This window comes from Campylobacter sp. P0103, assembly GCF_002139545.1.
Classification (GTDB): Bacteria; Campylobacterota; Campylobacteria; order Campylobacterales; family Campylobacteraceae; genus Campylobacter; species Campylobacter devanensis.
The window spans coordinates 129,198-152,866 of the sequence record NZ_MJKG01000003.1 but is presented as its reverse complement, the minus strand read 5'-3'; the positions used below and the strand labels follow the sequence as shown (position 1 = coordinate 152,866).

At 33.3% G+C, this 23,669-nt stretch carries 31 protein-coding genes; 26 read left to right on the top strand and 5 right to left on the bottom strand.

The features are described from left to right. Nucleotides 1-175 precede the first annotated feature (175 nt). The 26 genes from CIGNP103_RS05020 to CIGNP103_RS04895 all read left to right on the top strand — a co-directional run bounded on the left by CIGNP103_RS05020 (nt 176) and on the right by CIGNP103_RS04895 (nt 20,359). Nucleotides 176-1,243, top strand: coding sequence for a cytochrome-c peroxidase (locus CIGNP103_RS05020; RefSeq protein ID WP_442861922.1), 1,068 nt, complete (start codon nt 176-178; stop codon nt 1,241-1,243). A gap of 176 nt (nt 1,244-1,419) precedes the next feature. Continuing rightward, on the top strand, nt 1,420-1,728 hold the full coding sequence (rplU, locus tag CIGNP103_RS05015) for a 50S ribosomal protein L21 (protein WP_086225044.1): 309 nt from the start codon (nt 1,420-1,422) through the stop codon (nt 1,726-1,728). 12 nt (nt 1,729-1,740) lie between these two features. After that, a complete protein-coding gene (gene rpmA, locus CIGNP103_RS05010) occupies nt 1,741-1,998 on the top strand; it encodes a 50S ribosomal protein L27 (RefSeq protein ID WP_038455086.1) in 258 nt (85 codons plus the stop codon). A gap of 74 nt (nt 1,999-2,072) precedes the next feature. Then, the gene (gene obgE, locus CIGNP103_RS05005) at nt 2,073-3,113 is read left to right on the top strand and encodes a GTPase ObgE (RefSeq protein ID WP_086268683.1); all 1,041 of its coding nucleotides are present in this window, start codon (nt 2,073-2,075) and stop codon (nt 3,111-3,113) included. Nucleotides 3,114-3,181: 68 nt separating this feature from the next. Beyond that, on the top strand, nt 3,182-3,946 hold the full coding sequence (gene proB, locus CIGNP103_RS05000; RefSeq protein WP_086268682.1) for a glutamate 5-kinase: 765 nt from the start codon (nt 3,182-3,184) through the stop codon (nt 3,944-3,946). Further along, nucleotides 3,943-4,857, top strand: a complete 915-nt coding sequence (fmt, locus tag CIGNP103_RS04995) for a methionyl-tRNA formyltransferase (protein ID WP_086268681.1) — start codon at nt 3,943-3,945, stop codon at nt 4,855-4,857. Before proB ends, fmt begins: the two co-directional genes overlap by 4 nt. Then, complete coding sequence (locus CIGNP103_RS04990; protein WP_086268680.1) at nt 4,835-5,470, top strand: biotin--[acetyl-CoA-carboxylase] ligase; 636 nt, start codon at nt 4,835-4,837, stop codon at nt 5,468-5,470. Before fmt ends, CIGNP103_RS04990 begins: the two co-directional genes overlap by 23 nt. Then, nucleotides 5,467-6,249 carry a ParA family protein gene (locus CIGNP103_RS04985; RefSeq protein WP_086225049.1) on the top strand — a complete coding sequence of 261 codons (783 nt, stop codon included), beginning with the start codon at nt 5,467-5,469 and terminating at the stop codon, nt 6,247-6,249. The genes CIGNP103_RS04990 and CIGNP103_RS04985 overlap by 4 nt, the downstream gene beginning before the upstream one ends. 1 nt (nt 6,250) lies before the next feature. After that, nucleotides 6,251-7,087, top strand: coding sequence for a ParB/RepB/Spo0J family partition protein (locus CIGNP103_RS04980; RefSeq protein WP_086225050.1), 837 nt, complete (start codon nt 6,251-6,253; stop codon nt 7,085-7,087). Nucleotides 7,088-7,149: 62 nt separating this feature from the next. Further along, nucleotides 7,150-7,572: a FoF1 ATP synthase subunit B' gene (locus tag CIGNP103_RS04975; RefSeq protein WP_086225051.1), complete on the top strand. Its 423-nt coding sequence runs from the start codon at nt 7,150-7,152 to the stop codon at nt 7,570-7,572. Between the two features lie 9 nt (nt 7,573-7,581). Then, complete coding sequence (locus CIGNP103_RS04970; RefSeq protein WP_086241683.1) at nt 7,582-8,094, top strand: F0F1 ATP synthase subunit B; 513 nt, start codon at nt 7,582-7,584, stop codon at nt 8,092-8,094. Then, on the top strand, nt 8,095-8,628 hold the full coding sequence (locus tag CIGNP103_RS04965) for a F0F1 ATP synthase subunit delta (protein WP_086232552.1): 534 nt from the start codon (nt 8,095-8,097) through the stop codon (nt 8,626-8,628). A gap of 14 nt (nt 8,629-8,642) precedes the next feature. Beyond that, nucleotides 8,643-10,160 carry a F0F1 ATP synthase subunit alpha gene (atpA, locus tag CIGNP103_RS04960; protein ID WP_086225054.1) on the top strand — a complete coding sequence of 506 codons (1,518 nt, stop codon included), beginning with the start codon at nt 8,643-8,645 and terminating at the stop codon, nt 10,158-10,160. Between the two features lie 9 nt (nt 10,161-10,169). Beyond that, a complete protein-coding gene (gene atpG, locus CIGNP103_RS04955; protein WP_086228447.1) occupies nt 10,170-11,057 on the top strand; it encodes an ATP synthase F1 subunit gamma in 888 nt (295 codons plus the stop codon). Nucleotides 11,058-11,074: 17 nt separating this feature from the next. After that, entirely contained in the window at nt 11,075-12,472 is a 1,398-nt protein-coding gene (gene atpD / locus CIGNP103_RS04950) for a F0F1 ATP synthase subunit beta (protein ID WP_086225056.1), read from the top strand. Between the two features lie 17 nt (nt 12,473-12,489). After that, a complete protein-coding gene (gene atpC / locus CIGNP103_RS04945) occupies nt 12,490-12,879 on the top strand; it encodes an ATP synthase F1 subunit epsilon (protein ID WP_086226793.1) in 390 nt (129 codons plus the stop codon). Then, nucleotides 12,880-13,449 (top strand): MotA/TolQ/ExbB proton channel family protein, encoded by a 570-nt coding sequence (locus CIGNP103_RS04940; RefSeq protein WP_086225058.1) that lies wholly within the window; start codon nt 12,880-12,882, stop codon nt 13,447-13,449. Next, complete coding sequence (locus CIGNP103_RS04935; protein ID WP_086232551.1) at nt 13,450-13,842, top strand: biopolymer transporter ExbD; 393 nt, start codon at nt 13,450-13,452, stop codon at nt 13,840-13,842. It abuts the gene before it with no gap. Beyond that, a complete protein-coding gene (locus CIGNP103_RS04930; protein WP_086241682.1) occupies nt 13,842-14,615 on the top strand; it encodes a TonB C-terminal domain-containing protein in 774 nt (257 codons plus the stop codon). Before CIGNP103_RS04935 ends, CIGNP103_RS04930 begins: the two co-directional genes overlap by 1 nt. Nucleotides 14,616-14,617: 2 nt before the next feature. Then, entirely contained in the window at nt 14,618-15,877 is a 1,260-nt protein-coding gene (gene tolB, locus CIGNP103_RS04925; RefSeq protein WP_086225061.1) for a Tol-Pal system protein TolB, read from the top strand. A 75-nt stretch (nt 15,878-15,952) separates the two neighbouring features. Then, nucleotides 15,953-16,435, top strand: coding sequence for an OmpA family protein (locus tag CIGNP103_RS04920; protein WP_086225062.1), 483 nt, complete (start codon nt 15,953-15,955; stop codon nt 16,433-16,435). 13 nt (nt 16,436-16,448) lie between these two features. Continuing rightward, nucleotides 16,449-17,366 carry a hypothetical protein gene (locus CIGNP103_RS04915; RefSeq protein ID WP_086234200.1) on the top strand — a complete coding sequence of 306 codons (918 nt, stop codon included), beginning with the start codon at nt 16,449-16,451 and terminating at the stop codon, nt 17,364-17,366. A 16-nt stretch (nt 17,367-17,382) separates the two neighbouring features. Beyond that, complete coding sequence (locus tag CIGNP103_RS04910; protein ID WP_086228452.1) at nt 17,383-18,009, top strand: FKBP-type peptidyl-prolyl cis-trans isomerase; 627 nt, start codon at nt 17,383-17,385, stop codon at nt 18,007-18,009. Nucleotides 18,010-18,018: 9 nt separating this feature from the next. Beyond that, nucleotides 18,019-18,930 (top strand): ACP S-malonyltransferase, encoded by a 912-nt coding sequence (gene fabD, locus CIGNP103_RS04905; protein WP_086226788.1) that lies wholly within the window; start codon nt 18,019-18,021, stop codon nt 18,928-18,930. Next, nucleotides 18,927-19,613 (top strand): 5'-methylthioadenosine/adenosylhomocysteine nucleosidase, encoded by a 687-nt coding sequence (locus tag CIGNP103_RS04900; protein ID WP_086268679.1) that lies wholly within the window; start codon nt 18,927-18,929, stop codon nt 19,611-19,613. Before fabD ends, CIGNP103_RS04900 begins: the two co-directional genes overlap by 4 nt. Further along, complete coding sequence (locus CIGNP103_RS04895; RefSeq protein ID WP_086229713.1) at nt 19,610-20,359, top strand: tRNA 2-thiocytidine biosynthesis TtcA family protein; 750 nt, start codon at nt 19,610-19,612, stop codon at nt 20,357-20,359. Before CIGNP103_RS04900 ends, CIGNP103_RS04895 begins: the two co-directional genes overlap by 4 nt. A 29-nt stretch (nt 20,360-20,388) precedes the next feature. Here CIGNP103_RS04895 and CIGNP103_RS04890 read toward each other — a convergent pair whose 3' ends face one another. From CIGNP103_RS04890 to CIGNP103_RS04870, 5 genes are read right to left on the bottom strand one after another with little or no spacing between them, the layout of a single operon-like run. Further along, nucleotides 20,389-20,829 carry a hypothetical protein gene (locus CIGNP103_RS04890; protein ID WP_086234202.1) on the bottom strand — a complete coding sequence of 147 codons (441 nt, stop codon included), beginning with the start codon at nt 20,827-20,829 and terminating at the stop codon, nt 20,389-20,391. An 8-nt stretch (nt 20,830-20,837) separates the two neighbouring features. Continuing rightward, nucleotides 20,838-21,293 (bottom strand): nitrous oxide reductase accessory protein NosL, encoded by a 456-nt coding sequence (locus CIGNP103_RS04885; protein WP_086268678.1) that lies wholly within the window; start codon nt 21,291-21,293, stop codon nt 20,838-20,840. Next, on the bottom strand, nt 21,290-22,117 hold the full coding sequence (locus CIGNP103_RS04880; protein WP_086225070.1) for an ABC transporter permease: 828 nt from the start codon (nt 22,115-22,117) through the stop codon (nt 21,290-21,292). The genes CIGNP103_RS04885 and CIGNP103_RS04880 overlap by 4 nt, the downstream gene beginning before the upstream one ends. A 2-nt stretch (nt 22,118-22,119) precedes the next feature. Continuing rightward, nucleotides 22,120-22,758 carry an ATP-binding cassette domain-containing protein gene (locus tag CIGNP103_RS04875; protein ID WP_086268677.1) on the bottom strand — a complete coding sequence of 213 codons (639 nt, stop codon included), beginning with the start codon at nt 22,756-22,758 and terminating at the stop codon, nt 22,120-22,122. Nucleotides 22,759-22,767: 9 nt separating this feature from the next. Next, nucleotides 22,768-23,664 carry a NapH/MauN family ferredoxin-type protein gene (locus CIGNP103_RS04870; protein WP_086229718.1) on the bottom strand — a complete coding sequence of 299 codons (897 nt, stop codon included), beginning with the start codon at nt 23,662-23,664 and terminating at the stop codon, nt 22,768-22,770. Nucleotides 23,665-23,669 lie beyond the last annotated feature (5 nt).

Sequence of the window (23,669 nt, the reverse complement as noted above, 5' to 3'; positions counted from 1 at the left end):
AAAGATATTTAAACGGTTGAGCCAACACTACCTTTTAAGCACTATTTTACCAATATAAAAAGATTAAATTTATCTTAACTAAAATAAGTAAAATTTATATTTAATACAAATAATTAATACTTAAAGAGTATTTTTAGCTTAAATTCGCTATTTTTTATTTACTTTCAATTATTATATTTCTAATCGCAAACCAAATTTTGTAAGGAGTTTCATTGTGAAAAGTAGATTACTTTTAAGTTCTGTATTAGTTGCTACATCTTTATTTGCTGCTAGTGATGCTGATCTTTTAAAAGCTGCTAAAGATGCTGGTTTAAAAGCACTTCCAACTACACAAGCTCAAGTAGATGAGTTGCTAAACGAGATAGGCGTAAAACCAAATAAATTTACAAAAGCAAAAGCCGAACTTGGTAAAAAACTATATTTTGAGCCAAGATTATCAAAAAGCGGTATAATCAGCTGTAATACATGCCACAATCTAGGTCTAGGTGGAACTGATGGTATCGCTGCTGCTGTAGGTCATAAATGGACGGTAAATCCGCATCATCTAAATAGCCCAACAGTCTATAACTCAGTGCTAAACACAACACAATTTTGGGATGGTCGTGCTATGACTTTAGTAGATCAAGCCAAAGGCCCAATCGAAGCTGAACCAGAAATGGCAACTCCAGCTAAATTAGCTGTAGAAAGAATAAGCTCACTTCCAGAGTATCAGGCTGAATTTAAAAAAATATATAAAGATGGTATTACATTTGACAATATCGCCGATGCGATCGCAAGTTTCGAAAGAACACTTCTTACTCCATCTAAATTTGATAAATTTATGAATGGCGACTTAAAAGCTCTAAACAAAGCTGAAAAACAAGGCCTACAAACTTTCATTGACAAAGGTTGTGTTACTTGCCACACAGGTGTAAATCTAGGTGGATCTATGCAAGCATTCGAAGTAGCAGGTAAATATAAATTTGCTAATATTGGCGACTTTAAAGGTGATGCAAATGGCATGGTCAAAACTCCAACTCTAAGAAATGTAGCAGAGACTGCTCCATACTTCCACAATGGTGCTATATGGAAACTTGATGAAGCTGTAAAAGAGATGGGAAGTATCCAATTAGGTATCGAAATCAGCGACGCTGAAGCAAAAAGCATTATTAGCTTCTTAAATGCTCTAACAGGCGAAAAACCAAAAGTTGTATATCCACAATTCCCAGCAAGCACAGAAGCTACTCCAAAACCAGAGCTATAATCTCAAAGCCTACCAACTCGGTAGGCTAAATTCAAATTTCACCCCAAATTTAGTCAAAATTTATAATAAATTTAGTATAATCATGCCCTAATATCCAAAATAGCTCCATAAATCTCTTTGATAAATTTTTATTTAAGAGTGCTTTTTGGTCTTACCAAATTTTAAAGGATAGTTTGATGTATGCGATTATCAAACATGGCTCAAAACAGTATAAAGTTAGCGAAGGCGACTTCCTAAATTTAGATCATTTTGAAGCCGAAGCAAAATCAATTGTTGAAATCACTGAGGTTTTAGCAGTTAATGATGGCAGTTTAAAGGTAGGTGCGCCGTTTGTAAGTGGTGCAAAAGTTGTTTTAGAAGTTATACGAGAAGGTAAAGACAAAAAAGTTGTTATCTACAAAAAACGCAGAAGAAAAGATTCAAAATTAAAACGCGGTTTTAGAAGAGAATACACTCGTGTAAAAGTTACAAGTATAAAAGCCTAAGGAGAGTAAGGTATGGCACACAAGAAAGGTCAGGGTTCAACCCAAAATAACCGTGATAGTATAGGTCGCCGCTTAGGTGTTAAAAAATTCGGTGGCGAGTTCGTAAGAGCCGGAAATATCATAATCCGCCAAAGAGGAACAGCAACTCACCCAGGCAACAATGTAGGTATGGGAAAAGATCATACTATATTTGCTTTGGTTGATGGTTTTGTGAAATTCGAAAGAAAAGATAAAGATAGAAAAAAAGTTTCTGTCTATCCAGCTGCATAATTTAAGCTCCGTAACGGGGCTTTCTCTTTAATTAATTTATTCTTTAAATAGCCTTTAGATAAAGGATATCCAAAATGTTTATAGATAGTGTAAATTTTACTGTAAGTAGTGGCAAAGGTGGGCCAGGCTGTGCTAGTTTTCGCCGTGAAAAGCATGTTCCTCTAGGTGGGCCAGATGGCGGTGATGGCGGAAATGGCGGTGATGTATATTTTATAGTTGATAATAATACGCATACTTTAGCAAACTACAAAGGTAAAAGAGTTTTAAAAGCTGCAAATGGCGTACCAGGACTTCCAAGAAATATGACTGGTAAAAAGGGTGAGAACCTTGAATTAATTGTACCGCCAGGAACTGCTGTGTATGATAATGATAGTGGAGAGTTGCTACTAGACCTTACAACTGAGGGGCAAAAAGAGTTATTTTTACTTGGCGGCAAAGGCGGTCTTGGCAATATTCATTTTAAAACTAGCGTAAATCAAGCACCTTCAAAAGCGCAGCCAGGACTTCCAGGTGAGACTAAGAATATTAGACTTGAATTAAAGCTGATTGCCGATGTTGGTCTTGTTGGTTTTCCAAATGTTGGTAAATCTACCTTAATCTCAGCTGTATCAAATGCTAAACCTCAAATTGCAAATTATGAATTTACTACGCTTACACCAAAGCTAGGATTGGTTGAAGTAGATCAATTCAATGGATTTGTGATGGCTGATATTCCAGGTATTATAGAAGGAGCTAGTGATGGCAAAGGGCTTGGAATTAAGTTTTTAAAACATATCGAAAGAACTAAAGTTTTGCTATATATGATAGATTTAGCAAACTATAGAAGCCTTGAAGAGCAGTTTGAAACTCTAAGATCTGAAGTTGAAAAATTCTCACCTTTACTTGCTAAACGAAGTTTTGCCATTGCTCTTACTAGGGCAGATGTGGCTGAGGATATTGATAAAAAAGTTCAAAATTTTATATCTAAATTTGGCTTTGAAATAAAACAAAGTGGATATAAAATTGATACTTCACTTCCATATTTTGTAATGCCAATTTCAAGCGTTAGCGGAGAAAATTTAAAAGAGCTTAAATTCGCTCTTTTAGAGATTTTAAAAGATGATACTACAGCCTAAAATTAGGTGATAAATTTAGATAAATTTAGATATAATTCTAGCCCTAAATAATTATAAAAAGGGCTAGAGTGAAACGCATAGTTATAAAAGTTGGCTCACATGTTTTAAGCGATGATAATGCAATTAGTCAAAGTAGAATAGACAATCTTTGTAAATTTTTAAGTGATTTAAGCAATAAATTTGAAGTTATTTTAGTTAGTAGTGGAGCAATTAGCGCTGGTCAAGCCAAATTTGATCTACCAAGAACAAGTGTTATAAATAAGCAAATTTTATCTAGTCTTGGGCAACCATATTTGATGGAAATCTACTCTAATACCTTATCAAAATATGGTAAAATGGCAGCTCAAATTTTGCTTACAGCAGGTGATTTTGACTCTAGAAAAATTACTAATCATGCTAAAAATGTAATTAATGGCTTGCTTGAAAATAAAATTCTACCAATTATAAATGAGAATGATTCTACAGGAATTAGCGAGATAGTTTATGGGGATAATGATAGATTATCAAGTGCGGTAGCGTACTATTTTGATGCTGATTTACTAGTTATATTAAGTGATATAGATGGTTATTATACAGCCGATCCAAGTTTAGATAAAACTGCTACAATAAGATCAGTAGTAACTAGTATCGATCAATCTGAATTAACTAAAAATTCGCAAACAGGCTCAAAGCATGGCACAGGTGGAATTACTACAAAGCTATTAGCGGCTGATTTTTTAATGCAAAATGGTAAAGATATGTTTTTAGCCAGCGGGTTTGATCTTAGCGTAGCAAGAGAGTTTTTGTTAAACTCAAACCAAATTGGCGGTACAATTTTTAAAGGTAAAAGATGAAAAATATAGTTTTTATGGGAACTCCAAGCTATGCTAGTAAGATTTTAGAAGAGATTTATAAGGCTAAATTTAATATTCTTGCTATCTATACTCAGCCTGATAAACCAGTAGGTAGAAGCCAAACTCTTACCCCGCCAGATGTAAAAAAACTAGCCATAGATTTAGGACTTAATGATATAGTTTATCAGCCAAAATCTTTAAAAGAGAGCGGAGTTAAAGAGCATATTAAATCACTAAATCCTGATATTATTATAGTAGCAGCTTATGGACAGATTCTACCACGTGAAATTTTAGATATTGCGCCATGTGTTAATTTGCATGCATCTATTTTGCCAGCATATCGTGGTGCATCTCCTATACAATCGGCTATTTTAGATAAAAATAGTTTAAGCGGAGTTACAGCTATGGCAATGAATGAAGGGCTTGATAGCGGTGATATTTTAGCATTTAGTATTCTTGATATTACCAATATGAACTCATATGAATTATTTGATAAGTTAAGCATAATGGCTGCAAATTTGACTATTAAAATACTAAATGAGTATGAAAATATCAATCCAATCAAGCAGTTTGATGCTCTTAGTTCAAAGTGTAAAAAGATAAAAAAAGATGATGGTCTAGTTGATTTTAGTGTTGATAGTGCTAGTCAAATTTGGACAAAATTTTTAGCATATTATGGATGGCCAGGGATTTTTACTAAAAATGGAATAAAAATTTTAGATATAGAAGTAGCAAATTTAAATGGTGGAATTGGTGAAATTTTATCCATTAATGATAATGGTTTTGTAGTTGGTGTAAATCATGGAAGTATTTTAATAAAAACACTACAAGCAGCTGGTAAAAAATCAGTTGATGCAAAAAGTTATTTAAATGGCAAAAGGCTAAGTGTTGGAGATAGAGTATATTTGTGAGTGTCAATCGACACAAACTAAACTAATTGAAGATATAAAATCATTTAAAAAATATCCTCCGTGTGCTATAGTGGCTGATTGTCAAAGTCATGGCATAGGAAGTAGAGCAAATAACTGGCATAGCCCAAAAGGCAATTTATACTTAAGCTTTGCAATAGATGCCAAGGATTTACCAAGCGACTTAGAGTCAGTATCTGCAAGCATATATTTTGCCTATATTTTAGTCTTGGCACTTAGAGAAAAGGGCTCAAAATTATGGCTAAAATGGCCAAATGATATTTATCTAGGAGAGCATAAAATTGCAGGTATCATTACGACAAAAATTAATAGCGTATATGTATGTGGAATAGGGCTAAATTTAAAAAGTGCTCCTAGCTTTGCTAAGTGCCTAGATATAGAGCTTAGTAGGGATTTTATACTAGATTTGTATTTTAAAAGTTTAAATGCTAAGCCACAATGGAAGCAAATTTTTAGCAAATATTTGATAGAATTTGAATTGTCAAAGAATTTTTGTGTCCATATAGATGAGAAGCCAGTGAGCCTAAGCGGTGCTACATTGCAAAGCGATGGCTCGATAATAATAAATAATAAAAGGGTGTATTCAGCAAGATGAGTGAGGTTATAACCATTGCCAACCAAAAAGGTGGCGTAGGAAAGACTACTACAGCTGTCAATTTAGCAGCTTCGTTGGCTGTGGCTGAGAAGAGAGTTTTGCTACTTGATATTGATCCGCAAGCTAATGCGACGACCGGGCTAGGCTTTAAAAGAAGTGATTATGAATTTAATATCTATCATGTTTTAACTGGTAGAAAAAATATCAGCGAAATAATATTAAAAACAGAGCTGCAAATGCTTGATATTGCCCCATCAAATATTGGGCTAGTTGGTATTGAGCAGGAATTTAACGAGCAAAATCGTGACTATAAAAATATTTTAAAAAGCAAGCTAGCCACCATCCGTGATAGCTATGATTATATAATAATCGATAGCCCACCAACACTTGGAATTTTAACAATTAATGCACTAACTGCTAGTGATAGCGTTATTATTCCGATTCAATGCGAGTTTTATGCTATGGAGGGTTTAGCACAGATTTTTAACACTGTAAAAGTGATAAAAGAGACAACAAATCCAAAATTAGCTATCAAAGGATTCTTGCCTACGATGTATAGTTCGCAAAATAATCTCTCTAAAGAGACGGTTGCTGACTTGAAAAAACACTTTAGTAATAAGCTATTTAAGGCTGAAAACTGCGAAGATGGGTTTGTCATAATTCCTAGAAATGTTAAATTAGCTGAGAGTCCAAGCTTTGGTAAGCCAGTTATTTTATATGATATAAAATCTAGCGGCTCTTTAGCCTATCAAAAATTAGCTCACTCGATAATGGGGTAATATGGCACTTGGTAGAGGATTAGACTCCATCTTAGGTGATGTTGAGCAAGCATATAATAAGGAATTACACAAAGAGTTAGTAGCTGATATTGAAATTGATAGAATTGAGCCAAATCCGTTTCAGCCTAGACGAAATTTTAGCGATGAATCATTAAGAGAACTTAGTCAAAGTATCGAGCGTCACGGGCTAATTCAGCCAATTATTGTTATTAGAAAGGGTGATAATTTTACACTAATTGCTGGCGAAAGGCGTTTAAGGGCTACTAAACTTTTAGGAGAGGATAAAATCAAAGCAATCGTCGCAAATATCGGCGATAAAAATTTAAGAGAATTAGCACTAATTGAGAATATCCAAAGAGAGAATTTAAGCCCAATTGAACTGGCAAATGCATATCAAGAGCTAATTAATGAATATAAAATTACCCAAGAGGCTTTAGCGTCTATTGTTAAAAAAAGCAGAACGCAAATAACCAATACTCTAAGACTTTTAGGGCTTGATGAACATACTAAAGAGTTAATAGATGAGGGTAAAATTACTCAAGGTCATGCTAAGATTATGGTTGGTCTAAATAAAGATAATCAAAAACTAGTAGCTGATAGTATAATGGGGCAAAAGCTTAGCGTAAGAGATACTGAAAATTTAGTAAAAAGACTTAAAAATAGCAATCAAAGCAGACCAAGGATAGATTTTGAGGATAGAAAAAATTTAAATTTGCTTAAAGATTTAATTGAAGAACTTGGAATAAAATGTAAAATAAACGGGCAAAAAATTACTTTAAATTTAAATGATAGTAAAAAAATCGATAATATGATAAAAATAATTCAAAAAATTCAGTAGAATTTATTTTTTAATATTGTAAAATACTCGATTAGTTTAATGAAATTACATAAGGAGAACCGATGCTACAGATAGATCCGCCGTTGTTGCTGATTACATTAGTGATCTTTTTAGGGCTTATCTTTGTGCTAAATTCCATTCTCTACAAGCCATTGCTTGGTTTCATTGATGATAGAAATAAATCTATCAAAAATGATGAAGAGAGCGTTAGTAAAAATGCTAGCGATACTGGAAATTACGAAGCCCAAATAGAGAAGATCATAGGTGATGCTAGAGCTGAAGCTCAGGCTAAAAAGCATGCTGCTTTAAGTGAAGCTAAAGAGAGAGCAGCTACTAAAGTTGCTATCAAAAAAGAGAGTTTAGAAGCTGATTTTGACAGCTTTATGGCTGGACTTGCCGATAGAAAAGCTGAGTTAAAATCTAATTTAACCGCTAAAATTCCAGAATTAAAAAGTACCCTTGCTGGTTCTTTATCAAAAATGTAGGAGATTTGTATGAATATTAAATTTATCCTATTATTAGCAGCTCCAATGCTTGCTTTTGGTGCTGGTAGCGGAAGCGGTGAGTATGATATTATTCCTAGGGTGATTAACTTTGTTATATTCTTTGCTATACTCTATTACTTAATAGCTAAGCCAGTTAAAGCTGCATATCATGGCAGAATTAACTCTATTGCAAATAGATTAAACGCTATTCAAGAGAAGCTAAAAGCCTCAAATGCTAAAAAAGAAGAGGCTGCCAAAAAGGTAGAAAATGCTAAAGTTATTGCAAATGACTTAACTCAAGCTGTTAAAAAAGAGATAGAAATCATGTTAGTTAAGATAGAAAAAGATACTCAAAATGAGATTGCTATCTTAGAAAAAAGTTATGAAGAACAAAAAGACTTTGAAGAAAGAAAGCTTGTTAGAGCCGTAGTTAGCGAAGTTTTAGATGAGCTATTTGCAAGTGATGCTATGAAAATAGATCAAAATGAGCTTATCAATCTTATTATGAAAAAGGTGAGCTAAATGAGAGAAATAGTAGCCAAAAAATATGTAAAAGCACTAATTTTAGCTTTAGACGCTGATGAATTTAATAGAGTAAGTGACGAGATTAGTAAGTTAGCTGCTGCGTTTGGCCTAGATAAATTTAACTACATAATAGACTCGCCAATCATTGATGCGAAGTCTAAGGTTGAGTTTTTGCTAACTTTAGTTAATGATAATAAAAACGAAAAACTTGCTAATTTCTTAATGCTTTTAAGCCATAGAGGTAGATTACATTTAATTCCAGAAATTGCAAGAGAATTTGAATATCAAAAAGCTTTAAGAGATGGTAAATTTAAAGGTTTAATCTCTGGAAATATCGAATTAAGCGAAACTCAAAAGAGTGAGTTGGAGCAGAAATTTTCTAATAAATTTGATGTAAATATTGAATTTCAAACTGTAAAAAACGAATTTAATGGCATTAAAATTGAGATTGACGATTTAGGTGTTGAAGTTAGTTTTTCAATCGATAGATTAAAAGCTCAAATGAGCGAATATATATTAAAAGTAATTTAATAAGGAGTAAAAGCGTGAGTGTTAAGTTAAAAGCTGATGAGATTAGCAGTATCATCAAAGAACGCATAGAAAACTTTGATCTTAGCGTTAATATTGAAGAGACTGGCAAGGTTATATCAGTCGCTGATGGCGTGGCAAATGTTTATGGTCTTAAAAATGTCATGGCTGGCGAGATGGTTGAATTTGAAAATGGTCAAAAAGGTATGGCGCTAAACCTAGAAGAGAGCAGCGTTGGTGTTGTTGTTTTGGGTGGTTGTAATGATATTAAAGAAGGAAGTAGCGTAAAAAGACTTGGTAGACTTCTTAGAGTTCCAGTAGGTGATGCACTTATTGGTCGTGTTGTAAATGCCTTAGGAGAGCCAATTGATGGTAAAGGTACAATTGATGCTACTGAGACTAGATTTATAGAAGAAAAAGCCAAAGGCATTATGGCTAGAAAATCTGTTCATGAGCCACTTCAAACAGGTATTAAGGCGATTGATGCTCTTGTGCCAATTGGTAGAGGTCAAAGAGAGCTTATTATTGGTGACCGTCAAACTGGTAAAACTACAGTTGCAACTGATACAATTATCAACCAAAAAGGTCAAGATGTAATTTGTATTTATGTAGCAATTGGTCAAAAACAATCAACAGTAGCCCAAGTTGTTAAAAAACTTGAAGAATATGGCGCTATGGACTATACAATTGTTGTAAATGCAAGTGCTAGCGATGCAGCTGCTTTACAATATTTAGCACCATATGCTGGTGTAACAATGGGTGAATATTTCCGTGATAATTCTCGTCATGCGCTTATTATTTATGATGATTTAAGTAAACATGCTGTTGCATATCGTGAGATGTCACTTATTCTTCGCCGTCCACCAGGTCGTGAAGCTTATCCAGGTGATGTATTCTATCTACACTCAAGACTACTCGAAAGAGCAAGTAAGCTAAGTGATAAACTAGGAGCAGGAAGCTTAACAGCATTGCCTATTATTGAGACTCAAGCTGGCGACGTTTCAGCTTATATTCCAACCAATGTTATCTCTATTACAGATGGTCAAATTTTCCTTGAGAGTGATCTATTTAACTCAGGTATCCGCCCAGCAATTAATGTTGGTCTATCTGTATCTCGTGTTGGAGGTGCTGCACAAATTAAAGCTATCAAAAAAGTATCTGGTACTCTAAGACTAGACCTAGCTCAATACCGTGAATTACAAGCATTTGCTCAATTTGCAAGTGATCTAGATGAGAGTAGCCGTAAGCAATTAGAGCGTGGTCAAAGAATGGTTGAAGTTCTAAAACAACCACCATACAGCCCGCTTCCAGTTGAAAATCAAGTTGTAATTATTTTTGCAGGAAGCAATGGATATTTAGACGATCTTCCAGTGTCTGCTGTTACTAAATTTGAAGCTGAGCTTTATCCATATATCGAGGCTAAATACCCAGATATTTTTGAACAAATTCGTAACAAAAAAGCGCTTGATAAAGATATCGAAGAGGCACTAGATAAAGCATTAAATGAATTTAAAGCAATATTTAGCGCTGAATAAGGCTAAAATATGTCAAATTTAAAGGATATTAAAAGAAAGATCAAGAGCGTACAAAACACGCAAAAAACTACAAAGGCGATGAAGCTCGTCTCTACTGCGAAATTAAAAAAAGCAGAAGAGGCAGCTCGCCATTCTCGTGTTTATGCTCTAAAGATCAATGAGGTCTTAAGCGAGATAGCTTATGAGATTAATAAGTTTAAAATCGTTGGCGAAGGTAATAAATTTTTTGATACAGAGGCTAAGGTAGAAAAGGTTGATATAATTTTTGTTACTGCTGATAAAGGTCTTTGTGGAGGTTTTAATATCTCAACTATTAAAGCTGTAAGAAATATGATAGATGAGTTTAAATCTAAAAAAGTTAAAGTTCGCTTAAGAGCTGTGGGTAAAAAAGGTATTGAATTTTTCAATTTCCAAGGTATTGAGATTTTAGAAAGTTACCGTGGCGTAAGTTCAGCACCTACATATGAGAAAGCTCAAGAGGTTATTAAAGTAGCTATTGCTGATTTTGTAGCTGGAGTAACTGATAAAGTTATTTTAGTTCATAATGGCTATAAAAATATGATTTCTCAAGAACTAAGAGTAAATACCATAGTTCCAGTTGAACCACCAGTGATTGAAGATAATCAATTGCATAGTTCACTTATGGACTTTGAGCCAGAACATGATGAGAGAATACTTGATGAGCTTATGAGAAAGTATTTTGAGTATAGTATGTATTATGCTCTTATTGACTCTTTGGCGGCTGAACATAGTGCTAGAATGCAGGCTATGGATAATGCAACAAATAATGCTAAAGCTAGAGTAAAAGAGTTAAATCTTGCCTATAATAAAGCAAGACAAGAGAGTATCACAACAGAGCTTATAGAGATTATAAGTGGCGTTGAGAGTATGAAGTAAATTTATAAGGAGTAATAATGAAAGGTGTAATTAGCCAAGTTATGGGTCCTGTAGTTGATGTTGATTTCAAAGACTACTTACCTAAAATTAACGAAGCTATTGAAGTAAATTTTACTGTTGAAGGTAATACGCATAAGCTAGTATTAGAAACTGCTGCACATCTAGGAGATAATAGAGTTAGAACAATTGCTATGGATATGAGTGAGGGTCTAACTCGTGGTCTAGAGGCTACGGCTTTAGGCGCACCTATTAGTGTACCTGTTGGTGAAAAAGTTCTTGGTAGAATTTTTAATGTTGTAGGCGATTTAATAGACGAAGGTGCTGAAGAAAAATTTGACAATAGATGGTCTATCCATAGAGATCCGCCTCCATTTGAAGAGCAAAGCACAAAAAGTGAAATCTTTGAAACTGGTATTAAAGTTGTTGACCTTCTAGCTCCATATGCAAAAGGTGGTAAGGTAGGTCTATTTGGTGGTGCTGGCGTTGGTAAAACAGTTATTATTATGGAACTTATTCATAATGTTGCATTCAAACATAGTGGTTACTCAGTATTTGCTGGTGTTGGTGAGAGAACTCGTGAAGGTAACGACCTTTATAATGAAATGAAAGAATCGGGCGTTTTAGATAAAGTTGCCCTATGCTATGGTCAAATGAACGAGCCACCAGGGGCAAGAAACAGAATTGCTTTAACTGGTCTAACAATGGCTGAGTATTTCCGTGATGAGATGGGACTAGATGTTCTTATGTTTATTGATAATATTTTTAGATTCTCTCAATCAGGTTCAGAAATGTCAGCACTTCTTGGACGTATTCCAAGTGCGGTTGGTTATCAACCTACACTTGCTAGTGAAATGGGTAAATTACAAGAGAGAATTACATCAACTAAAAAAGGTTCTATCACATCAGTTCAAGCTGTTTATGTACCTGCAGATGACCTTACTGACCCAGCTCCTGCGACTGTTTTTGCTCACCTTGATGCTACTACAGTTCTTAATAGAGCCATTGCTGAAAAAGGTATTTATCCAGCGGTTGATCCACTAGATTCAACATCTAGAATGCTAGATCCACAAATTTTAGGTGAAGAACACTATAGAATTGCTCGTGGCGTTCAAGCAGTATTGCAAAAATATAAAGACTTGCAAGATATTATTGCAATTTTAGGTATGGATGAGCTAAGCGAAGAAGATAAATTAACTGTCGATAGAGCTAGAAAAATTGAAAAATATCTATCTCAGCCATTCTTCGTTGCAGAAGTATTTACAGGTAGTCCTGGTAAATATGTAAGTCTAGAAGAGACAATCGCTGGATTTAAAGGTATTTTAGAAGGTAAATATGATCACCTACCTGAAAATGCATTTTACATGGTAGGAAATATTGATGAGGCTATCGCTAAAGCTGAAAAGATGAAATCGTAAGCCAAAAAGGAAGCTATATGAATACAATACATTTAGAAATAGTCACCCCAGAAGGGCTAATATTTTCTAATGATGCTAAAATGGTAGTCCTTCCTGGTGCAGATGGCGAGTTTGGCGTTTTGCCAGGCCACGCCTCTTTGGTTTCCTTGCTTAAAATTGGCGTAGTAGATATAGAAAATCTAGATGGAAGTCATGACGCAGTTGCTATTGATTGGGGCTATGCTAAGATCGATGAAAACAAAATTAGCATCTTAGTTGATGGTGCTGTACATGTAAGTGGTAATAGCGAAAGTGAGATTGCTAAATCTATAGAAAACGCTAAAGCTCTTGTAAGAAAAATGCATGATAGCAATGGAATCTTAGCTACTGCATTATCTAAGATTGATAGTTCAGTAAGGGTTAGATAAGTGGAGTCTATAGAACTTCTTATAAGTTATTTATCTAAAAGTAGCTTGGTGACAATCGTCGTTCTTGCGTGGTTGTCACTCTACTTTGTTATTAGTTTTACTATTTTATTCTCAAGATATAATGGACTTAATCGCTGGATTAAAAGAGAGAAGCAATCTTTGGAGGCGATCTTGCTTGGAAATAAGCTTGAAAATACAGATTCAGTTTTAAAAAAATGCCCACAATCAAATTTAAGCAAAGAACGTCTAGAAGTCTTTATATCACTAGCTCAAACTAACTCTACAAGTGGCCTTACAGCTCTTGCAATTATCGCATCTACTTCACCATTTATAGGGCTTTTTGGGACTGTTATTAGTATATTAGAGACATTTGCAGCACTTGGTCAAGGTGGTGGTGCAGCATCTCTTTCAGTTATTGCGCCAGCTATTTCAGAAGCTTTAGTTGCTACTGGTTGTGGAATATTTGTAGCTATTCCAGCTTATAGTTTTAATCTATTGATTAAACGTAAAGCTTATGAATTAATAAGTCTTATACAAAGAGAAACAAATTTATTGCTTAGTAGTAAATAGATGATAAATTTTGATGAAAATCCAGAACTAAATATTACCCCTTTAGTTGATATTATGCTGGTGCTATTAGCTATTTTAATGGTAACAACACCAGCTATTATTTATGAAGAGCAAATTAGTTTGCCAGATGGTTCAAAATCTAAAGTATTAAGCCAAGAGTTAAAAAGTTTAACAGTTAGAATTGATAGTCAAAGACATGTATATATTGATCAATCTAAAATGTCTTTAAATGAACTTAGCGATAATTTAGTATTATTATCTAAAAAGTATGATAAAAATTCACCAGTATATATAAAAGCTGATAAGAGACTTATATATGATGATGTTATGTTTGTTTTAAAAAGTATGAAAAATGCAGGTTTTTCTAAGGTTGCCTTAGAAACAAATGGTTAATGAATAGTAAATTTGGAATCTCATATAACACTACAGGTGCTTTTTGGTGTTCTGTAATATTATATTTTTTCATTATATTTTTTATATTTTTTAAACTCAGTAGATATGAAGAGAGCATAAAATATACAAATGACAAAGACGCATTTATGGATGTTTTTGTAGTAGAATCAGATATTAGTCAAAGTATCAAAGCGCCTGAGCAAAATGAACAAAAAATAGAAGAATTTATAATTAAAAAGCAAGTAGAACCACCTTTAGAATTAAAACAAGAGACAACAAATAAAGATATTGTGTCACAAAAACAAGATATACCAAGTGTAAATTTAAGCGATCTTTTTAGCGAGGCTGCACCTATAGATATTACTCCACAGACAACTCAAGCAGTTCAAAGTAATGCTAAAAGCGAGACAAAATCTAATTCAAAAAGTGCAGCTGATATTATCGCTTCGCTCCAAAAAGATATAGATAAAAAAGCACCAAAATCATCAATGACAGGCGTATATAATAAATATATGGGCGATATAGTAGAGATTATTCAAAATAGATGGGTGCGCTATAAAGCAGATACAAACAATAATGCTAAGGTTAAAATTATTATAGATAAATTTGGAAAACTAAGCTATCATATAGACGAGTATTCATTAAATAGTGCATTTAATAGCAAGGTTAGGGAGTTTTTAGAGCAGTTAAAAGCCATAGATTTCCCAGTTCCACCTAGTAAAGATGCTACTGTATTGGATATAAATTTAATTGATTTAATAGAAACGGAGTAAAAGTGAAAAAGCTATTTTTGTTACTTATGATCTGCATTGGGTTAATAGCTGCAGATGGTAGAGTCGATATTGTAAATAAGGGGCTTGTATTGCCAAAAATTATAGTTCAAGATGCTACGCAAAATTTTGGCAATAGAGCATTACAAGATAAATTTTTTAAGCTTATCGTAGGGGATTTAAAAGTTGGTTCAGCATTTGAGGTCTTAGATAAGTATTATACTAGTGATTTTAATGATAGCGCAATCCTTACTAGCGAGCAAAATGCTGATTTGATATACAGATATGCTCTAACTCAGTTAGGCAATCAATTAAGTCTAAAAGTTAAGGTGTTAAATGCTAAAAATAATCAGATAAGATTTAGTGGTGAGTATATCCAAAGCGTGGATAAATTTCCATTTTTAGCACATAAAAGTATTGTAGAACTTGCTAGAAATCTAAATTTATCTCCAATTGAGTGGATGGATAAATCTATTATATTCTCTCAATATACAACACCTGGCAAGAGCAATATTGTAGTAGCAGATTATACACTTACATATCAAAAAATTATAATTAGCGGTGGATTAAATATCTTTCCAAAATGGGCAAATGATGATCAAAGTGCTTTTTATTACACATCTTATGTAAATTTAACTCCGACTCTTTTTAAATTTGATTTACATACTAAACAAAAGAGTAAAATCATTCAAAGTAGCGGTATGATTGTAGCAAGTGATGTCAGTCGTGATGGTACTAAATTGCTTTTAACAATGGCACCAAATGATCAAAGTGATATCTATCTATATGATATATTTACTAAAAACTTAAAACGAATTACTACATTTAGTGGAATCGATGTCAACGGTAATTTTGTAGATAATGATACTAAAGTAGTATTTGTCAGTGATAGAATGGGATATCCAAATATATTTTCTACTAGTCTTGATGGTAATGGGCTAGTTGAACAGATGGTATTCCATGGTAAAAATAATAACTCAATTAGTACTTTTGATAATTATGTTGTATATTCAAGTCGTGAGAGTGCAAATGAATATGAGCAAAAGACTTTTAATTTATATTTAATTTCAACAAAAAGCGACTATATTAGACAACTTACAGCAGGCGGAGTTAATACTTATCCAAGATTTTCTAGTGATGGTGGAAGCATTGTATTTATCAAAAATATTAATGGAAGTAGTTTAGTTGGAATTATCAGGGTTCATGAAAACCGCAGTTTTCAGTTCCCTTTAAAAATTGGTAAATTACAGTCAATTGATTGGTAATAAATATTAAATTTATATCTAAAATTTGAATATTTATGCTATAATTCGCCCAAAATTTTTTTAAAAAGGAATGAGATGAAAAAATTAGTCCTAGTTTCTACTGTTGCTGCGGCTCTATTTATGGCTGGTTGTAGCTCAAAATCTCCAGAGGTAGATATGAGTGCAGATGCAAATAAAGCTAATCAAGGCGTTATCAGCGCTGCTGAGAGATTAAATTCATTACAAGCTCAAGTTCAAAATGTATATTTTGATTTTGATAAATTTAGCATTCGTCCAGATATGCAAAGCGTAATTAATCAAAACGCTTCTATTTTTAATCAAGCTGGCAACTACAAAGTAATGGTAGAAGGCAACTGTGATGAGTGGGGTAGTGATGAGTATAACTACGCTTTAGGTGTAAAAAGAGCAAAAGCTGCTAAAGATGCTTTAATAGCACAAGGTATCGCTGCAGATAGAATCGAAATTACCAGCAATGGTGAGAGCAAACCTGTATGTACTGAAAAAACAAAATCTTGCGATGCTCAAAATCGTCGTGATGAATTTAGACTACTTCCATAATTTTATCTAATAAATGAAAAAATTTATCCATGTTGCAGCCGTTTTGGCTGCAACTTCTATATTTGCTGAAGTTTCAGTATTTGATGCAGGTAATATAAATAAAGAAAATCCATATGGTCTTACAGAAAGTGAAAAGGTTTTATTAAATAATAAAAAAAAGGTAGATAGACTAGATCAAAATATAGGCTCAATGCAATCTGATGTGGCTCTAGCTCAGGAGAATATCGAAGGTGTTAAAAGCCTTTTAGATGGTATAAATCAGCGAATTTTAGCAATTGAAAGCAGAGTAACTCAGCTAGAAAATAGCCTAAATTTGCAAAAAACTACTACCGCCAAAGATATATCAAATTTAAAATCACAGATCAAAGCAAACAAAACTAAACATGATGAAGATGTTAAAAATATCACTAAAGCACTTGGTGAGCTAACTGCTTTAATAGATAGCAAACATCAAGAGACTTCAACTGCTCAGCCAAAAGCTCAAACAAAATCTGAAGATAAAAAAGCTGTAAACAAAGAAGTTAAAGAGCAAACATCTCAAAATAAAGAGACAAAATCAAATTTAAAACTTGATGATATGCCAGCTTCTGAGATTTTAATAATGGCTGATAAGGCCTATAAAGCTAATGAATATAAAAAAGCTAGTGAGTGTTTCACTCATTTAATTAGTAAAAACTATAAGCCAGCCTACTCAAATTTTATGCTTGGCGAGATTGAATATTTTAACAAAAGCTATAAAACTGCCGTACCATATTATGAAAAGAGTGTAGCAATTAGCCAAAAGGGTAATTATATGCCAAAGCTATTGTATCATACAGCAATCAGTTTTGATAAAATAGGCGATATAAAAAGTGCTAATAAATTTTATAAAGCATTAAAACAGGCCTACCCAGATAGCGCAGAGGCAAAAGCTGCGCCTGATAGAAAATAATTTTTAGGAGAGAGATATGTCAAAAGTTATTAAAATGTTTTATGAGCTAAAAGATGCTAATAGTGGCGAACTTTTAGAATCAAATATAGGTGGTCAAGAGATTGCATTTGTAAGTGGTAAAAATCAAGTTTTAGAAGCACTTGAGAGTGGTGTTTTAAATTTAGAAGTTGGTCAAAAAGCTACAATTAAAATTCCAGCTAGCCAAGGCGTAGGCGAATATGATGAAAACGCTTTGCAAGTACTTCCTAAAGAGCAGTTTGCAGGAATTGATTTAAATATCGGAATGGAGCTTTTTGGCGAAGGAGAAGATGGTAGCACAGTTCGTGTAACTGTAAAAGCTATCGGTGAAAATGATGTAACTGTAGATTTTAATCACCCATACGCTGGTAAAGATTTGGAATTTAATGTACAGATTACAGAAAATAGAGATGCTGATGCTGATGAGGAGCTAACAGGTGTTGTAGCTATGCCACATGTATGTGGTTGTGGTGGTCATAGTCATGAACATCATCATGGACATGGCGGCTGTGGTGGTCATGGTGGTTGCGGTGGTCATGGTCATCATCATGATGATGAAGATGAGTGTTGCAATGGTGCTCATCATGATGAAAATGGTGGCGGATGCTGCGGTAAACACCACTAAGAGTTTGATATGAGAGTAGCTTTTATTTTCCCTGGTCAAGGCTCACAAAGTATTGGAATGGGGCAGGAAATATATAATGAATTTAGCAGTGCTAAGGAGCTATTAGATAGTGCTAGTCAGCATTGTGGGATTGATTTTAAATCCTTGCTTTTTGAGCCAAATGATAAGCTTGGTGAGTCTGAATTTACTCAACCAGCAATTGTGTTAAATTCATTAATGTGTTTTGAAGCGTTTAAAAGTCAATTAAATTTAAAACCAGAGCTTAGCTTTGGACACTCTTTAGGTGAGTTTAGCGCTCTTAGTGTAAGTGGAGCAATTAAACCTTTAGATGCTATTAAGGTTGTAAATTTGCGTGGTAAATTTATGGCTCAAGATTGTGCAGAAATTGGCGCTGGAATGATGGTGATTTTAGGTCTTAGCAATGAAAAGGTTGAAGAGATCTGTAAAAATAGTAATAAGCAAATTTGGGCAGCAAATTATAACTGTGATGGTCAAATAGTAGTAGCTGGTATCAAAAGTGATCTTCAAGCAACTGTAGATGAGTTTAAATCTGCTGGAGCCAAAAGAGCAATGCTGCTTGATATGAGTGTAGCAAGTCACTGTCCTTTGCTTCAAAATGCTAGTATAAAGCTTGCCAATGAGCTTGAAAATTTACTAAGTGAAGAGTTTGCGCCAGTAATTTCAAATGTTACAGCCAAGACTTATACTACTAAAAAAGAGGCTTTAGAATTATTAAAACTTCAACTAACTAGCCCAGTTTTATATCAAAATAGTGTAAAAAATTATGTTGATAAGGTTGATTGTTTTATTGAATTTGGTGCAAGCGTATTAAAAGGAATGAATAAAAAAATCTGCGATAAACCAACATATAGTATCACAAATTTAAGCTCACTCAATGAAGCTTTAGAGGCGTTAAGATGAGAATTGCTATCCTTGGGGCTATGAGTGAAGAGATTGAGTTTTTGCTAAAAGCAGTTGGTGATTATCAAAAGATTGATCATGCTAGAAATTCATTTTATAAAGCACAGTGTGGCGATCATGAATTAGTAATAGCCTATTCAAAGATTGGAAAAGTCAATGCAGCTTTAACTGCAATAATTTTAGTTGAAAAATTTGGTTGCGAAAAGCTGATATTTACTGGCGTTGCTGGTGCTTTAAATGAAAATTTAAAGATCGGTGATATGCTATATGCCACTACTACAGCTCAACATGATTTAGATATTACAGCTTTTGGACATCCACATGGTTATGTGCCTGGAATTAATATTTTTGAAAATAGCGACGAGAAGTTAAATAGCGTAGCTAAAAAGGTGGCTGATTCTTTAGGTATTGGTTTAATTGGTGGAGTAGTTGCTACTGGCGATCAATTTATCTGCAATGAAGAAAAAAAAGAGTGGATAAAATCTACTTTTAAAGCTGATGCTGTAGAGATGGAAGGGGCAAGCGTTGCTCAAGTTTGTGCTGCTCTTGGTGTTGGATTTTGTATGCTTAGAGCTATTAGCGATGAAGCTGGTGGTAAAGCAGAGGTTGATTTTGATACATTTTTAACTCAAGCAGCAGATAAATCGGCTAAATTTGTTCTAGAAATGGTAAAAAATATATGATAGAGCTAAGCAAAAAATTAATTAGACAAGTTGGCCAAACTAACGCTAAGTATAAGATGTTTGAAAAAGGCGATAAGATTTTACTGGGTTTAAGCGGTGGTAAAGATAGCCTTAGTTTGGCACATATTCTTAAGCATTTTCAAAATGTAACCCCTGATAAATTTGAATTTGAAGCAGTAACGCTAAGCTATGGAATGGGTGAAAATTATGAATATTTAACCCAGCATTGCAATGCTCATGGAATCAAACACAGCGTAATTGATAGCTCTATATTTGAGATTAGTAAAGATAAAATTCGTAAAAACTCAAGTTTTTGCAGCTTTTTTAGTCGTATGAGACGAGGATATCTCTATACATATGCACTAGCTAATGGGTTTAATAAGCTTGCTATTGGACATCATTTAGATGATGCTGTAGAGAGTTTTTTTATGAATTTTACATACAATGGAGCTATGAGAACTCTAGCACCAAAATATACTGCTAAAAATGGCGTGATAGTGATTAGACCGCTTATTAATGTGCGTGAGCGTCAATTGCGTGATAATGCTACTAGAAATGAGCTTAGAGTGATTGGAGATGAGGCGTGTCCTGCTATGAGGTTTGATGTTAAAATGCCACACGCTAGGGCTGAAACTAAAGAGCTTTTAGCTACTCTTGAAAAGCAAAATCCAAAACTATTTGTAAGTTTGCAAGCTGCTTTTGAAAATATACATTTAGATACATTTTTTAAGATTAATAGCCAATAGCTTTTATAGCTATTTGGCTTTATTTACAATTAGCTTTTAAGATTAAAATCTATATAAATTCCAAGTTGTTTATCTCCATCATAAAGCTCTAAACGATAATTCATCACCTCTACTACGCAAGAACTTAGCACAACTGTACCTATGTAGAGATTGCCTTTATTTTCTAAATTTGCTTTTATAGTTCCCATATCCATATTTAAACCATAAATTCTAGCATTTAAATTTTTATATTGACCATTTAGCCCTTCTACTTTAAGCGTAAGTGGTGCCATAGCTTCAAGTGGTCTTGGATAAAAAGAAAATCCAATCTCTTTTCCTTTATAGGATATATTACAGTTTTGAGTATTTAAATCGCAAGTTATGTTTGAATCAGCAGAGATCTTTTGGGTTTGTTCATCATAAGAATTTATTATAAAAGCAAATAATGCACCAATGATAATAGCACTTAAAACATATAAAATATTTTTCATTATCAATCCTAATCTAAATAATCAATCAATTTTTTATTAATTTTACTAAATTCAAAAATCCTACTAGCTGAGTTATCATCGGCAAATTTTTTCGCATCTTCATAGCTAGCAAATGGTATTAAATCATCACCACTAAAACTTACTATATTGCTGCCAAAAACATAAAATGCCTCTGTAGCTTCGATAAGCTCTTTTGTTTTATAATCTGTAACATACATCTTTTTAAGCGGCACAACCTCTTTTGGTTTGCCTGTATAAAAGTAGTAAAACATCTGTTTGGCTGAGCTAAATAATACTTTTTTACCATTTTTATATTCTAAAACTGCAATCCAATCAGGATATTTAAAAACATCTATGAATTTAATAGGACAAGTAGAGTTTGTATCCTTAAAAAACTCATTATCTTTTAAATTTGCCCCAAAAACTATTCCGGTAAAAAGAGCTAAAAGTATAAGTTTTTTCATACTAAATCCTTCTTAGAAAACGAAATATATCCAAATATCATGCAAATTATACCAAGTAAAGTTGGATATAGTGCTGAATATATTAAAAAATTAATCTTGCCAAATCCATCTAAAATAAAGTAAGCTGCTGGACCAATTACAGCTAAATTTGGATCAAATAGACTAATTGCTGCGATTCTAAAAACTTGCATAGGGTTTGCTAATGAGATGGAGTAGATGATATTTTCATTTATTGAGCTTTGCATCATTAGGCCTATTAATGCAAGATCTAAAAATGCTAACAAAAATAGCCAAAATAAAAATGAAAATCCAAGCCCAAGTTCGCTACTTTTAATAAGGCTTGAGATTAAAAATCCAAACGATAAAAAGGCAAAAGATAGCACTAAAAGCAATAAAGTGTAATAAAAAAATACTCCCCAAGGAATATCTACATTTTTAAAAATAGCTATAATAAGCGATAAGATAAGAGCTATAAGTATAGGTAAAAAGACTGTAAATGCACGCCCTAAAGCTTTGCCAAAATAGTACTCTTTAAGCGATATTGGAAAACTAAGAAGATACTCTAAAGCCCCAGTTTCTCTATCTGAGTTTATACTTCGCACAGTTGTGATGAGAATAAAGATTGGCAAGATTATTATACAAATTTGAATAAATAGCAAAAGCATTCTAGTAAGTCCACTAAATCCAGCAACTCTGCTATCAACAACTCCTGTTACAAAAAATATCGCAATTAACCCAGCAAAGGTAACTAAATAAAAGAAAAACCATTTTGAAGCAAATGTCTCTTTTATATCAATTTTTGCTATTAGGATTAAATTTTTCACTATTATACCTCGCTATCTTTAATGATATTGCCTAAATCCATCTCAATAACACGATTTACTATGCCTTGAACCTCACTTACTCTGTGAGAGATAAATATAAGGGTGTGAGATTGGAATTTAGATTTTAATATATTTATAAACTTCTCTCTAGCTTGAGGATCGAGATTGGCAGTAGGTTCATCAAAGAGTATAGTCTTTGAATCTCTTGCAAGAGCTAGAGCGATTAAAACCTTTTGCTTCATACCGCCTGAGAGCTTATAAAATGGCTTTTTATGCTCTTTTTCATAGCTTAAATCTAGCTCTTTTAAATAGTTAATTATATTATTTAAATCTGTTTGGGTTGAGCTTATAGAGTATTCACATAGTTGAGCGACACTAAGTTTAAGAGGCGGAGGAGTTTGCGGGACAAAACTTAGATATCTTAAAGCATTTTTTCTATCTATAATTGGATTGATATTATCTATGAATATAGAGCCACTATCGCAGATTAACTCACCTAATATTGCCTTCATTAAAGTAGATTTTCCAGCTCCATTTTGTCCCATTATTAGAACTTTTTGACCATCTTGAATATTTAAATTTAAGTTATTTAAAATAATTTGTGAGCCAAATTTTTTAGTTAAGTTTTCTATTTTTATCAATATCAATCCTTATAAAAGCTTTTTAAGCCTATTTTCGTAATTTAAAGCATCTTGATGGCATACATCGATACATCTACCACACATAGTACAATCCCCGCTTATTATACTAAATTTCTCTCCTGGAACATCTTTATTTTTAGACTTTGTAATTTCTAGAACTTTTGGGACAATGCAAACATCCATACATACAGCACAGTGATCGCATTTTTCTTTATTCCAGCTAACTTTTATAGCTCTAAATTTAGATAATAATGAATATAATGTTCCAATAGGACAAACATATCTACACCAAAATCTTCTACTAAAGAATACTTCAGCTAAAAATACCAAAACAGCCCACCAAATTGCAGCACTATATCCATATATGATGAATCTTGATACTATACCTACAACATTAAAAATCTCAAATATTAAATATCCACTCACTAAGCTTAAAATCCAAAAAATTATCAAAAATATATATCTGATTTTTGTATCAAATTCTCTTTTTTTGATTATTTTTTTGCTAACTAATTTAGCATTTAATCTCTCAGCAAATTCGCCAAAAAAATTATATGGACAGACCCACGAACAAAAGGCGCGCCCAGCAAAAAGCATATAAAAAGCTAAAATAGTAAAAGCCCCAATGAGTAGATTTACAGGTAACTCTGCTCTACTAAGGATAATTTGTGTGGTTATAAATGGATCAGCTAAGTGAAAGCCTAGCATTCTAGACCCAGTAATATCACCTTCAATGACTTGAATATCTGCTACAAATGAAAGCACAAACAAAAGATGAATCAAAATCATCGTAAAATATCGGTAAAACCTTATGCTAGGACGCTTCTTGCCATCTTTTGTTGTGGTTATAAAAGTAGAGAAAAAACTAGCATTTGCTACTGTTTGGCGGCCTTGATATTTATTCATGATAT